Source organism: Devosia sp. (assembly GCF_028290645.1).
Classification (GTDB): domain Bacteria; phylum Pseudomonadota; class Alphaproteobacteria; order Rhizobiales; family Devosiaceae; genus Devosia_A.
Window position 1 is genome coordinate 1 of sequence record NZ_JAQGJL010000127.1, and the last position, 12,267, is coordinate 12,267.

Consider the following 12,267-nt stretch of genomic DNA (forward strand, 5'->3'; position numbering starts at 1 on the left):
AGATCGATGATCGGGTTTTCAGCGGTGGCGCTGTGTACGATGAAGGCCCAAGCCCCGGCGACGGCGAGGCCCAGGTAGATCCAGATCTCGGCCGAGGAGAACCAGCCTGCTTCGGTGCCGCGCTCGATCAGCAGCTGTGTTGCGCCGACCGCGAGCGCCAGCATGCCGAAGCCGAAGAAATCGAACCGCCGACGCTTGACCGGGATCCCCGGCATGAAGGCAGAGAGCAGGACGACGGTGGCCACGCCGACCGGCAGGTTGACGAAGAATACCCAGCGCCAGTCGAGGACCTCAGTGAGGTAGCCGCCGAGGGTCGGTCCGACGATCGGGGCCGCCATGATGGAGGCGCCATAGAGCGCCGTCGCCTGCCCGTAGCGTTCCCGCGGATTGATGTCGAGCAGCACCGTCTGTGCGAGCGGTGCAAGCACCGCGCCGAACAGGCCCTGCACGATGCGAAAGATGATGATCTGCTCGAGGTTCATGGCAAAGCCGCAGAGCATCGAGGCGGCCGTGAAGCCGACGACGCCGATGATGAACAGCCGCTTCTGCCCGATCCGATCGGAGAGCCAGCCGGTCAGCGGCGTCGCGATCGCCGCCGCGACGATGTAGGAGGTGAGCACCCAGGTGATCTGGTTCTGCGCCGCTCCCAGCGTCGCCTGCATGTCGGGCAGCGCCACATTGGCGATGGTGGTGTCCAGCGCCTGCATGATGGTCGACAGCATCAGCGCCACGGTCAGGAGCCCCCGATGCTGTACGATCAGGGAGGGCGCCGAAAGCGTCTGTGGCGGTCTGGCCATGGGCAGCCTCCAATCCGAAGTCGATGCGAAGCGAGGCCGCGCGCGAGATCAGTGATGCAACAACTGGTCGAGGTTGGTCTTGCCCGTATCGACCGAGACGGTGGCGCTCATGCCGGACCTGAGGTCGACGCCCGGGTTCGAGGTGATGTGGATGCGCACCGGCACCCACTGGGTTACCTTCACCCAGTTGCCGGTCGCGTTCTGCGCCGGGATCAGCGAGAACTCCGAACCGGTGGCGGGATTGATGCTGAGCACCGTGCCGAAGAGGGTGACGCCCGGATAGGCATCGATGGTGGCCGCCGCCGGCTGGCCGACAGCGATCGAGCCGAGCTGGGTTTCCTTGTAGTTGGCGTCGATCCAGATATCGCTGGTTTCGACGAGACTGGCGGCGGTGGCGCCGGTGTTGACGAACTGCCCAACATTGAGGCTGTCGTCCTGGCCGATGATGCCGTCGGCCGGCGCGGTGATCGTGGTCTTGTCGAGGTTGCGCTGGGCGCTGGCGACCTGGGCCGCGGCGGAGCGCACCCCCGGGTAGTCGTCGGTCAGGATACCGGGTTCCCCGCCGAGGGCGGCGAGCGCGCCGGCCGCGGCCTGCCGGTCGAAGGTCACCGCCGATTGCGCCTGCTTGTAGGTCAGCAGATCCGCGTCGAGCATGGCCTGTGTCGCGTTCCCCGTCCTGGTGAGGTCGGCATTGCGGCTCTGTATCCGCTCCTGGACGAGCAACTGGCCCTGGTCGAACTGCAGCTTGGACTGAGCAGTGGCATAATTCACCCGCAACTGCGCAACCTTGAGCCGCGCCAGCGCTAGCGCTGCGTTGGCCTGGTCGAGGGCGATCCGGTAGGGTTGCGGATCGATGCGGAACAGCGTGTCTCCGGCCCTGACCGGCTGGTTGGCCTTGATGTCGACCTCGACGATCTGTCCGGGAACATTGGACGAGAGCGAGACGATCGACTGGTTCACATAGGCGTTGTCGGTGACCTGGTAGCGCCCGCTGGTGAGCCAGAAATAGCCGCCGGCGATGACGAGCAGCAGCGGTACGGAAATGATCAGCGCCAGCCGCCAGCCGCCGCGCCGCTTCCTGGGCGCGGGCGCGGGTTCGTCCGGGGCTGCTGCTGTCGCCCGAACAGCAGTATCGGGGCCTGTCGGCGGCGGACCCTCGGCCCTCGGCAACTGAATGATCCGGCCCCCGCTGCGCGGGGGCGTATCCACCTGGTCGGTCATGGCGTCTTCCTGGGCATATGCGGGAGCGACGCCGACAGACTAGGTTTGGACCGGCGCCGGCGACTTTGCCGCCCTTGTCATGGGAGGTTCGGTCTTGTCCCGAATTGCCGCGGAACCCCCTGCGGAGTGCCTAGGCCTTGATGAAGGCCAGCAGGTCGGCATTGAACTTGTCGGCCTCGGTCTCGGTCAGGCCGTGCCCGGCGCCGGGGTAGACCTTCAGCTCCGCGCCCTTGACGATCTTGGCGGCCTTGAGAGCGGATGTCGCGATCGGGACGATCTGGTCGGCATCGCCGTGGATGAAGAGCGTCGGCTTGTCGAACTTCTTCAGGTCTTCGGTGAAATCGACTTCGGAGAATTCACGGACGCAATCGTATTCGGGCTTGATCCCGCCCATCATGCCCAGCGACCAGAACGTCTCGCGCCGCCCCTCGCTGACCTTGGCGCCGGGCTTGTTGAAGCCGTAGAACGACATCGACAGGTCCTTGAAGAACTGCGACCGGTCGCCGGCGAGGCCTTGCCGAATCCCGTCGAACACCTCCATCGGCACGCCTTCCGGGTTGGCGGGGGTCTTGAGCATCAGGGGCGGGACCGCACCCGCCAGCACGATCCTCCCGATGCGGCCGGTGCCATGCCGGCTGACATAGCGGCACACTTCGCCACCGGCCATCGAGTGGCCGACGAGGATCACGTCGCGCAGGTCGAGCGCCTCGATCAGTTCGGCGAGGTCGTCGGCGAACTGCTCCATGGTGTTGCCGTCCCAAGTCTGGCCGGACCGCCCGTGGCCGCGCCGGTCATGCGCGATCACCCGATAGCCGCGCGAGCCGAAATACAGCATCTGGGGCGCCCAGGCGTCGCCGGACAGGGGCCAGCCATGGGAGAACAGGATGGGCCGGCCGCTGCCCCAGTCCTTGTAGGCAATCATGGTACCGTCTTTGACTTGGAAGGTGCTCATTTTGCATTCTCCGTTCGGACCACAGACGAACCGGCCTGTTGGTGGCCGGCCGCCAAACATCGAATGCCTTTCGGGGATCGAACTATCGTACGTGAGGCTTATGAACTCATACGTGAGTATAGGGGGATGGGTCCGGCTTCGCCCCGGCGACGACTGCCGGCGCTATTGGACGGGCAGCCCCCGCAGCCGATCGCGCGCGGGGAGGTATCCCTGGGCAGCCGCCAGCCGATAGTATTGCGCCGCCTCCATGAAATCGATCTCGGTGCCAATGCCGAGCTCATATGACAGCCCAAGCTCGAACTGGCCGTGCATGATGCCCTGCGCCGCAGACAGGCCGGCCAGCTCGAACGCCTTCGCGTCGTCCTCGGGAACGAGGAAACCGTCATTGTACAGTGTCGCGAGCACATATCGGCTGATCGGGTTCCCGTCCGCTGCCGCCTGCTGGTAGAGCGCGAGGGCCCTGGCGTCATCGCGCGGGACGGCGAGGGCGTAGGTATGGCGAAAGGCCAGCATGCGCAGGCCCGCGCTGCACTCCTGGTCCTCCGACAGGGCAATGGCGTCGTCGATCTCCGGAGTGGACTCGGAGGTCGGCGGGCCGGGCGGATTGCCGAGGAGGTACAACGCGACATTGTCGCCGCCAGTGGCCGCCCGCCAATAAAGCCGATCGGCCTCCAGGTAGTCGACGGCGACCCCGCGGCCGCATTCGAACAGCACCGCCAGGTGCCGCTGGCCGCCGGGATCACCCTGGTCTGCAGATGACTGATAGAGTTCAAGCGCCCGTGCGTAGTCCTTGTCGACCCCCACGCCGCGTTCGTAGAGGGACCCCAGGCGGTACTGGGCGGTGGAGTTTCCCTGGTCCGCAGACAGCCGGTAGAGTTCCGCCGCCTTCACGGCATCGGCCGGCATGTTGATGCCGAACTCGAGCATGTAGCCCATGACGCGCTGCCCCACGGCATTGCCCTTTTCGCTGCTCGAGCGACAGAAACCCACGGCAGGAGGCGTTGGCGTCGGCAACTGGCCGTTGCTATTGGCGGCGATGTCGCACAACAGGGCGTCGGCCTGTACGAGGCCGCCGTCCGACGCCTGCTTCAGGTTGGCTACGGCCTTGGCGGGGTCGGCGATGAACTTGAAGCCGTTGAGGTACATCAGGCCGAGCGTGAACTTGCCGACCATACTGCCCCGTTCGGCGGCGCGTGTTGCGAGGTCCTCCGCCTTGTCGTCATCCACGTCGCTTCTCGCAAGGTAGGCGAGGGCCAGCATGGCCTTGTAGTCGTTGTTGCCCGAGAAGACTGAAGCCGCGACCTCGCAGCTTTTTATCGTATCGCTCCGCAGCATCGGCGTAGAGGTTGCTGCGTGGATCGCCCCGGAACTGAACCAGTCGGTGCAGCCCTGGGCAGCCGCCTTCTGCTCGTCGGTAGCCGTCCAGCGCGAAAGCCATTGCAGCGCGATCGGGTTGTCCTGCAGCCATTGCGCGCTCGCAACCACGCCGCCGATCAGGGTACCGATCCCGAGGATGATCGATCCCAGATAACCCCAGTTCCAGCGTCGCCTCGCCGCCTTCTCCTCGAGCCGCTTGATCCGCATCCGCGCCAGGTCGGCGAAGCGCGCCGTCTCGCCGAAGCGGCGGAAGTAGTTGTGATATTCCTCTGCGTTCTGATCGGGGTTCTGGGTGATCTGCTCCCAGAGTTCGTCCTCGTCGGCACCGGCGGCCAGCTTGGCTTCGGCCTCTTCGCCGGTCAGCACCGGCCCGGTGGCGACGCCGATGCGCTCCTTGATGGCGGCAAACAGCTCTTGAAAACCCGGGTGGTTCCGGGAGCCGTCCCAGGCCTTCAGGTTCGCCATATGCATGTGGCGGAACAGCATGGGCAGCCGTTCCATCGCGACATCGTCGATCACCGCCGGCAGGGCGATGTCCCGCTTGCGCGCGGTTTCGGCCTCCGCCCGCACCCAGTCCGACTGCGCCGCCAGCCTCGACCAGAGGATCACCGCGACCTTGGCCTGCTCGAGCATCGAGGTGATCTCGTCTTCGAAGCGCTCGCCGGCCGTCAGCCTGCCGGTCCACCAGACGTCGTAGCCGGCCTCGGTCAGGCGCTTGGCAAGCTTGCCCGCTATCGCCTGTTCCTCGACCTTGTGGGAAACGAAGATGTCCGGCATGCCGTCACTCGTAACTCACGCTTCCCATGCATTAGTAAACCATGGTGCGGGCGGGTCGAGGGCAATTTGGTGGTAGCAGGTGCCGGGCGCAGATCGCCTCGATGCGGCCCCGCGCCCGCTGATGCCGATCGATCCCGCTCAGGCGCGCAGTCGGCCGTGCAGGCCAACCCCGGACGCTGCAGGCTCGTTCAACAAACCGCCGGATATGGTCGGTAGCGTGCTTCTCGTGAGGGGCGCGAGCCCGCATAGGCAGGCGGTCCACGCGTCCGATCGACCATCTGTTCTGAAAGGAGAACTCAGATGTCGAGCACGTTGACCTTGATTGCCGCTGCAGTGGGGATGGCCCTCGGCGCCGGCGTATCCGCCTCCGTGGCACAGGACGCGGCGACCACGAAGTCCATCGTCCTGGTGCATGGGGGCTTCGTCGATGGGTCCGGCTGGGAGGGCGTCTACGATATCCTCAAGAAGGACGGCTATGACGTCACCATCGTCCAGAACCCGACCCTGTCGCTGGAGGACGACGTCGCCGCCACCAAGCGGGCGATAGCTGCCGCCCCGGGCGACGTCATCCTGGTCGGGCACTCCTATGGCGGGGTCGTGGTGACCGAAGCCGGCACCGACCCCAAGGTCGCCGGGGTGGTGTATATCGCGGCCTTCGTGCCGGACGTCGGCGAGTCGGTTTCCAGCCTCATCGCCAACCCGCCGCCGGGAGCGCCCGTACCGCCGATCCTGCCGCCGGTGGACGGGTTCCTGTTCCTCGACAAGGCGAAGTTCGCCGAAGCGTTCGCGGGCGACGTTCGTCCTGAACTCGCGGCGTTCATGGCGGATTCGCAGGTGCCGTGGGGCGTCGCGGCGCTCGACGGCAAAATCACCGCTCCGGCCTGGAAAACCAAGCCGACATGGTACCTCGTCACCGCCGACGACAAGATGATCCCGGCGCCCGCCCAGCGGACCATGGCCGGACGGGCCAAGTCCACCACCGTCGAGACGCCGGGCAGCCACGCCATCTACGTGTCGAACCCGCCGGTCGTCGCCAAGCTGATCGAGCAGGCGGCGGACAGCGTCAAGAGCAAGTAGCGACGAGAAAGCCGGGTGCCGACCGAGTTGGCGCCCGGCCCGGATCGATCGATGCTCGCCGGCGAAGCGGTCGGTTCAGCCGCGCCAGGCGGAGCCGCGGATGATGCTGCAGAAATTGCCCCGGTGGAAATGCGGCTCCTTGTCGGCGATCACGTCGGCGTTGACGTTGCCGAAGGTGGTATCAGGCCTGTCCTTGTTGCCGTCGTAGAAGGCCTGGATGATGTCTTCCTTGAAGTCGCGGGGGCGCGGGTGGGCGTGCACCACGGCCTGGCGTTCGGCCTCGCTGTAGTCGGAATAGCCGATGCCGAGCACGTCCATCTCCACGCCGGCCGTGACCAGCGCCACCACCGGGTGCATGTGGACAGGGATGCCTGGCGTGGTGTGGAGCGCTATGGCGGTCCAGACGGTGTAGATATCGGCGGGCGAGATGCCGTGGTCGTGGAGGAATTGACGCGCGGTATTGGCGCTGTCCACCTCGAACCGCTCGTGGGTGGTGCCGTAGCGCTCGGGCAGACCCATATCGTGGAACATGGCGCCGGCATAAAGAAGCTCGGGATCGAATGTCAGGTCGCGGTGCTTTCCGGCCAGGGCCCCGAAATGGAAGACCCGGCTGGAGTGATGAAAGAGCAGCGGGGATTCCGTGTCGCGAACCAGTTCGGTGATCTCCCGGACGAGCTTGCTGTCGGGTACCGCCACCATCAACGACCTTACGTCCGCGTCCATCTGCCGTCTCCTCGCCTGATGAGACTTCCATCGATACCGGATCGGCGGAGGGGCTGCTTTCGCGGGCTTGCCGGGAATTGGTCAAAGCTGCGTGCCGGCCGCGCGCCGGCACGCATTATTGGCGGGAAGGCGGAGCCTTCATTGCACCGGCATCATCAGGTGGGCATAGGGGGTATTGGGCCACATCACGTAGGGCTGGGTGTGGTCGGGATGCTCCCCCTGCGGGTATCCGCCCAGCATGTCCGCGACGTTGAAGATCATGACGTGCGGGCCATCGACCATCCACTCCTGGCCGGCGGGCGGCTCGGTGGCGTAGGGATCGACATTGTCGGCGGCGGACTCGCCCTGCAGCATGTAACCGAAGCCGACCTGGCCGGCCGGGGGATCCTTCTTTTCGTTATAGGCGGTGAGCCAGGCCATGCCGCCGGCGTCGACGCAGATGGGATCGTTGGTCGGCGACGCCGGGTTGTCGGGCATGCAGGTGAAGCCGTTGCTGCCCTGCTGCAGGGTCTTCATCTGCATCTGATCGTCGAAAGTCACGACAGTCGCGTTCTTGCCCACCGCAGCCGGGGCCGCCGATGTGGCGTTGCTGATCACTTCCGCATCGGTCATGCCTGCGGCAAGGGCGGGGCCGATCGAAGCCAGAGCCAATCCCGCAATGAGGGCAAAGCGACGTGATGTCAGGGACATGTTTTCCTCCTCAGACCCAGACCAGTTTACTGGCCCGTGGGAACGAGCACAGCTCCAGCTGAGAAGAGTTGGGGTGTGCAGGTCCGACACGCCAGTTCTGGAACAGTATGCCTTGGTAAACCGTCAGTCAATGAAGCATGCCGGGTAGTACTTGCTCAGTCTTCCGACAGTTCGTCGCGCCCGCCGAACAGGTCGTTTCGGTTCACAGTGACGTAACCTGTTTCATCTATTGGTAAATGTAGCGCCGAGAGGATCCGGCCCAGCAGCCCCTGCTCGTTCCTGCCGCCGTGCTGCTTGGTGAGTTCGACGAGGAGCGCCGAGGTGACGTCGAGCCGGCTGGCCATGAGCCAGGCGATGCGGAAGGTCAGGTCCGGGTTCTGCTCGAGGTATTTGCGCGCGTCATGGATGACCCGCACCTTCGACTCGCGGTCGGCGCGCACCGTGGCGCTGTTTGCCGTGCCCAGGACCACCGACATTTCGCCCACCAGCGAGTTCGGCTTGGCGATCGTGGCGATGGTGACGCCGTCGCGCTCGACGGTGAGCTGGCCGCTCTCGAGTACGAAGAGTTCGCCGCCCGCCTCCCCCTGCTTGATCAGCACCTCTCGGGGCAGAAGGGTGCGGATGGGCCGCGACGCGGCAAGACTCAGCAGGCTCTCCATGGCGGGCTCCGGTTCACTCAGGAGAGTGAGCCTAGCCGGTCGGATCGGAGGGGGAAAGGCCCGGCAGCCTAGATGGCGACCAGCCCTTCGCGCAGGATGATCGAGACCGCATCGGCGCGGTTGCGGGCGCCGAGCTTTTCGAGGATGGCGGTGACGTGGAACTTGGCCGTGTGCACCGAGATATCGAGGGCGCGGGCGATCACCTTGTTGGAGGCGCCGTCGACCAGCAGCGCCGCGACCTGGCGCTCGCGCTGGCTGAGACGCGGCAGCAGCGCCGATGGCAGGCGGGCGCGCGAGCCGATATCGGCAGTCTCGCGCTCGATGGCGTAGCCGGCGGCGATCAGCGTCGCCGCGGCAAGGATCAGGCCGGGATCGAGGCTGTCGATGGCATTGCGGCGCGCTTCATCGGCGCCGACGCGCAGCACGCGGCTCGGACCGGCGAGGCCTTCGCTGGGCGGCGGACGATCGGTGATGGTGACGGCGGCCTGCTCCGGATCGGCCTCGTAGAGGTCGTGCCGGGCATCGACCAGCGTCCGCAGCACCTGTTCGAGGGCCGGGTCGGTAAGGTCGAAGGCGACGCCGAGGATGAGGCCGCCGAAGACGGTTTCGGCCGCAGAGTGTTCAGCTCCGAGGGCGCTCGCCGATGGTGATCTGGAGGTCCAATGCACTGCCACCGCGAAGCACTCCTAAATTGACATTGGTTCCTACGGTGCCGGTGCTGAGCCGGTCGGCCACATCGCCCACCGAATGCACCGCTTCACCACCCCATGTGGTGACGATGTCGCCGACAAGGAAGCCCCCCCTTGCAGCGGGACTTTCCGGCTCGAGGCCGACGACGATGGCGCCGCCGTCCTTGCCGAGCGGATGGAGGCTGACGCCGAGCCAGCCGCGCGGCACATAGCCCTTCTCGCTGAGCGTTGCCACGGCCCGGGCGATTGTAGCGGCGGGGATGGCGAGAGTGCGGCGGCGGGCGCCGGTGACGGCCATGCCGATGAGATTGCCGTCGGGCGCCACCACGGCGCCACCCTCGCTGCGGCCGGAAAGGCGGAGGCCGAGCGTGATGCGAGCGTCGATGTCGCCGCCGCGCATGCTGCGCCAGGCCGGGCCGACCTCGGTGACCGAGGCGAGCCCGGAGAGGACGGAATATTCGCCGCGGCCGGTGAGCAGCGCGAGGGAGCCGGGAGCGGGAAGCTCGGCATGGCTCCAGTCGCCGAATTCGCCCGTGTCGAATTTCAGCAGCGCCACATCGGTGGTCGCATCGCGTCCGGCGATCTGGGCGATGACGACGGTGCCGTCGGGCTTCAGCACGGAAGCCTCGTCCTCGCCCTCGAGCGCCTCGTGGGCGGTGACGGCGAGGCCGGTGCGCCAGATGAAGCCGCTGAGCTCGCGCCCGTCGCGCCCCTGGATGGCGACGATGCGCGGGGCGACGGAGGCGGTGAGCGCGGCAAGGGAGGCGGAAAGCGCCTGGAACTCAGGAAATGACATAGGGCAGCCCCTGTTCATGTGATGAGCCGAAGTTGCTCCCCGGCCCCTTGAGCGGAAAGCTCCCCATATGGGCAGGCTCGCGGCGGCCAGAGGCGAAACCCACATTGAGGGAGACGAAAATGCCGGAGCCTTTCGATGGCCAATCCCCTCCCCTTCCCCACCCCCGACGAGCGCCTGCTCGATGCGTATTCGCTTACCGTGTCCGAAGTCGCCGAGACCGTCGAGCCGGCGGTGGGCATGGTGACGACCGACGGCAAAGGCCACGGCTCGGGCGTGGTGCTGTCGCAGGACGGGCTGGTGGTGACCAACTCGCACGTGGTGGGCAACCACCGCGAGGTGCACCTGGCGCTGCCGGATGGGCACCGGCTGGCGGGACGGGTGCTGGGGGCCGACCCCGACACCGATCTCGCCATCCTCAAGGTCGATGGCAGCGCGCTGCCGATCGCGGCGCTGGGCGACAGCGGCAGGCTGAGGCGCGGGCAGATCGCCATCGCCATCGGCAACCCGCTGGGGTTCGAGTCGACGGTGACCGCCGGGGTGATCTCGGCGCTGGGGCGGAGCCTCCGCTCCCCATCCGGCCGGCCGATCGAGGACGTGATCCAGACCGATGCAGCGCTCAACCCCGGCAATTCCGGCGGCGCGCTGGCCTCCAGCCTCGGCGAGGTGGTGGGGATCAGCACCGCGATGATCGCCGGAGCGCAGGGCATCTGCTTTGCGGTCGCCAGCAACACGGTGAAGCTGGTGCTCAGCGAAGTGCTGCAGCACGGCGCGGTGCGGCGGGCCTATCTCGGGGTGGCGGCCGACACGGTGAACCTGCCGCGGCGGGTGGCCGATGCGGCGCACGTGGGGAGCCGCACCGCCGCGGTGCTGCACTCGATCGTCGCGAACGGGCCGGCGGCGCAGGCCGGGGTCAAGGAGGGCGACGTGCTCCTGAGCCTCGACGGGCGGCCGGTGGAAGGCCCGGGGCCGCTGCTGAGGATGCTGACCGCCGATGCCATCGGCCGGCAGGTGCGGCTGCAGGTGCTGCGGCAGGGCCGGCTGGTCGAGCTCGACGCGGTGCTGACGCAGCGCCCGGCGGGACCGGAGCCGCGCTGAGCGGCGATCTCGGGGCGTTCGCCTCCCTCCCCCTTGAGGGGAGGGATCGAGAGAGGGGGTGGCGCAGTCAGCACGCAGGCCACCTCACCACCCCCACCAGCCCCTCTCCTCGAGGGGGAGGGGAGCTTGCCGCCCGGCGGTCTGCCTCATACGATGTTGCCCTGTTTCAGCGGAGGACGGGAAAATGGCGGCGGAGTGCAAGGTCGTGCGTGGCGGCGAGGGCTTTCACGGCAAGCAGGGGCTCGACTATTTCGCCGGCATCTCGGCGCAATCGGCCGGCTCGACCGGGATCTGCATGCACATGGTGGTGCTGCCGCCCGGGGCCGAGGCGAAACCCCACTACCACGAGGCGCATGAGACGGCGATCTTCCAGATCGAGGGCAGCACTTCGTTCCGGCACGGGCCGAACCTCGAATTTCTCGACCAGGTGAACCAGGGCGACTACGTCTTCATTCCGGCCGGGGTGCCGCACCAGCCGTTCAACCCCACCGGCCGGATGGCGCGGGCGCTGATTGCGAGGACCGACCCCAACGAGCAGGAAAGCGTGGTGCTGATCTAGGTCGGCGCCATGCAGAAACTCCTGGTGCTGCAGTCGCTGTGGTCGATGCTGGGGCTCAAAGGCGCGCCTTACGAACGCTCGCTCGAGGCCAATATGGAGATGATTTCCCGAGCCGGGTTCGACGGCATCGGCACATTGTGGATCAACCGGGCCGAGGCGCACCGGGCCAGCGACCTGGCCCGCGAGGCCGGGCTGGTGGTCGAGGGTGTGTGCTTTCCCACCGATGTCGACAGCCTCAAGCCGGCGCTCGAATGGGGCGAGGCCTTCGGCGTGCACCACATCAACATCATGCCCACCCTCAGGCCGCGGACGCTGATCGAGGCGGCGCGGGTGGCGGAGGGCTGGCTGAAGCTCAGCGAACAGGTGAGCTTTCCGATCTATGTCGAAACGCACCGCGACCGGATGACCAGCGACCTGCATTTTACCCTCGATCTGGTCGCTGCAGTGCCCAACCTGAAGCTGCTCGCGGACCTGTCGCACTATGTGGTGGGGCGCGAAATCACGCTGCCGGTCTCCGCGGAGCTCGCGGCGCAGGTCGAAACCATCCTCAGCCGCAGCTGGGCCTTCCATGGCCGGGTGGCGAGCAGCCAGCAGGTGCAGCTGCCGCTCTCCTTCCCCCGCAACGCGCCCTGGGTCGAGCAGTTCAGCCTGTGGTGGCGACATGGGTTCGCGGACTGGAAGAAACGGGCCGGGGCGGATGACGAGCTCACCTTCCTCTGCGAACTGGGGCCGCAGCCCTACGCCATCGCCGGAGCGGACGGGGCGGACCTGACGGACAGGTGGAAGGAGTCGCTGCAACTGCGCGACCTGGCGCGGGCGGCGTGGGGGCGGACGATCAACTGAGGGGGTTGGAGA

At 66.9% G+C, this 12,267-nt stretch carries 13 protein-coding genes; 4 read left to right on the forward strand and 9 right to left on the reverse strand.

The annotated features are described in order from the left end of the window. The 4 genes from JWQ89_RS07325 to JWQ89_RS07340 form a co-directional block, all read right to left on the reverse strand. On the reverse strand, positions 1-797 hold a 797-nt coding region (locus JWQ89_RS07325; protein WP_299639701.1), incomplete at its 3' end, for a DHA2 family efflux MFS transporter permease subunit. Positions 798-845: 48 nt separating this feature from the next. Next, positions 846-2,018 (reverse strand): HlyD family secretion protein, encoded by a 1,173-nt coding sequence (locus tag JWQ89_RS07330; protein ID WP_299639702.1) that lies wholly within the window; start codon positions 2,016-2,018, stop codon positions 846-848. 130 nt (positions 2,019-2,148) lie between these two features. After that, entirely contained in the window at positions 2,149-2,970 is an 822-nt protein-coding gene (locus JWQ89_RS07335) for an alpha/beta hydrolase (RefSeq protein WP_299639704.1), read from the reverse strand. Between the two features lie 162 nt (positions 2,971-3,132). Then, positions 3,133-5,124 carry a toll/interleukin-1 receptor domain-containing protein gene (locus JWQ89_RS07340; RefSeq protein WP_299639705.1) on the reverse strand — a complete coding sequence of 664 codons (1,992 nt, stop codon included), beginning with the start codon at positions 5,122-5,124 and terminating at the stop codon, positions 3,133-3,135. A 339-nt stretch (positions 5,125-5,463) separates the two neighbouring features. Here JWQ89_RS07340 and JWQ89_RS07345 point away from each other — a divergent pair, with 339 nt between their 5' ends. Next, positions 5,464-6,201: an alpha/beta hydrolase gene (locus JWQ89_RS07345; protein WP_299639720.1), complete on the forward strand. Its 738-nt coding sequence runs from the start codon at positions 5,464-5,466 to the stop codon at positions 6,199-6,201. Positions 6,202-6,276: 75 nt separating this feature from the next. On the opposite strand, the gene JWQ89_RS07350 is transcribed toward JWQ89_RS07345, so the two are convergent. The 5 genes from JWQ89_RS07350 to JWQ89_RS07370 all read right to left on the reverse strand — a co-directional run bounded on the left by JWQ89_RS07350 (position 6,277) and on the right by JWQ89_RS07370 (position 9,758). After that, the gene (locus JWQ89_RS07350; RefSeq protein ID WP_299639706.1) at positions 6,277-6,924 is read right to left on the reverse strand and encodes an HD domain-containing protein; all 648 of its coding nucleotides are present in this window, start codon (positions 6,922-6,924) and stop codon (positions 6,277-6,279) included. A gap of 138 nt (positions 6,925-7,062) precedes the next feature. After that, complete coding sequence (locus JWQ89_RS07355; protein ID WP_299639707.1) at positions 7,063-7,614, reverse strand: hypothetical protein; 552 nt, start codon at positions 7,612-7,614, stop codon at positions 7,063-7,065. A gap of 155 nt (positions 7,615-7,769) precedes the next feature. Further along, entirely contained in the window at positions 7,770-8,273 is a 504-nt protein-coding gene (locus JWQ89_RS07360) for a cyclic nucleotide-binding domain-containing protein (RefSeq protein WP_299639709.1), read from the reverse strand. 68 nt (positions 8,274-8,341) lie between these two features. Next, positions 8,342-8,947, reverse strand: a complete 606-nt coding sequence (locus tag JWQ89_RS07365) for a helix-turn-helix transcriptional regulator (RefSeq protein ID WP_299639711.1) — start codon at positions 8,945-8,947, stop codon at positions 8,342-8,344. Further along, entirely contained in the window at positions 8,895-9,758 is an 864-nt protein-coding gene (locus tag JWQ89_RS07370; protein ID WP_299639713.1) for a S1C family serine protease, read from the reverse strand. The genes JWQ89_RS07365 and JWQ89_RS07370 overlap by 53 nt, the downstream gene beginning before the upstream one ends. A gap of 135 nt (positions 9,759-9,893) precedes the next feature. Here JWQ89_RS07370 and JWQ89_RS07375 point away from each other — a divergent pair, with 135 nt between their 5' ends. The 3 genes from JWQ89_RS07375 (at position 9,894) to JWQ89_RS07385 (ending at position 12,255) form a co-directional block, all read left to right on the forward strand. Further along, the gene (locus JWQ89_RS07375; RefSeq protein WP_299639715.1) at positions 9,894-10,853 is read left to right on the forward strand and encodes a trypsin-like peptidase domain-containing protein; all 960 of its coding nucleotides are present in this window, start codon (positions 9,894-9,896) and stop codon (positions 10,851-10,853) included. Positions 10,854-11,037: 184 nt separating this feature from the next. After that, a complete protein-coding gene (locus JWQ89_RS07380) occupies positions 11,038-11,412 on the forward strand; it encodes a cupin domain-containing protein (protein ID WP_299639716.1) in 375 nt (124 codons plus the stop codon). Between the two features lie 9 nt (positions 11,413-11,421). Then, positions 11,422-12,255: a sugar phosphate isomerase/epimerase gene (locus tag JWQ89_RS07385; RefSeq protein WP_299639718.1), complete on the forward strand. Its 834-nt coding sequence runs from the start codon at positions 11,422-11,424 to the stop codon at positions 12,253-12,255. Positions 12,256-12,267 lie beyond the last annotated feature (12 nt).

Coding starts and splice junctions, on each gene's coding strand:
- JWQ89_RS07330 (WP_299639702.1), bottom strand. CDS start 2,018: ATGACCGACCAGGTGGATACGCCCCCGCGCAGCGGGGGCCGGATCATT.
- JWQ89_RS07335 (WP_299639704.1), bottom strand. CDS start 2,970: ATGAGCACCTTCCAAGTCAAAGACGGTACCATGATTGCCTACAAGGAC.
- JWQ89_RS07340 (WP_299639705.1), bottom strand. CDS start 5,124: ATGCCGGACATCTTCGTTTCCCACAAGGTCGAGGAACAGGCGATAGCG.
- JWQ89_RS07345 (WP_299639720.1), top strand. CDS start 5,464: ATGGCCCTCGGCGCCGGCGTATCCGCCTCCGTGGCACAGGACGCGGCG.
- JWQ89_RS07350 (WP_299639706.1), bottom strand. CDS start 6,924: ATGGACGCGGACGTAAGGTCGTTGATGGTGGCGGTACCCGACAGCAAG.
- JWQ89_RS07355 (WP_299639707.1), bottom strand. CDS start 7,614: ATGTCCCTGACATCACGTCGCTTTGCCCTCATTGCGGGATTGGCTCTG.
- JWQ89_RS07360 (WP_299639709.1), bottom strand. CDS start 8,273: ATGGAGAGCCTGCTGAGTCTTGCCGCGTCGCGGCCCATCCGCACCCTT.
- JWQ89_RS07370 (WP_299639713.1), bottom strand. CDS start 9,758: ATGTCATTTCCTGAGTTCCAGGCGCTTTCCGCCTCCCTTGCCGCGCTC.
- JWQ89_RS07375 (WP_299639715.1), top strand. CDS start 9,894: ATGGCCAATCCCCTCCCCTTCCCCACCCCCGACGAGCGCCTGCTCGAT.
- JWQ89_RS07380 (WP_299639716.1), top strand. CDS start 11,038: ATGGCGGCGGAGTGCAAGGTCGTGCGTGGCGGCGAGGGCTTTCACGGC.
- JWQ89_RS07385 (WP_299639718.1), top strand. CDS start 11,422: ATGCAGAAACTCCTGGTGCTGCAGTCGCTGTGGTCGATGCTGGGGCTC.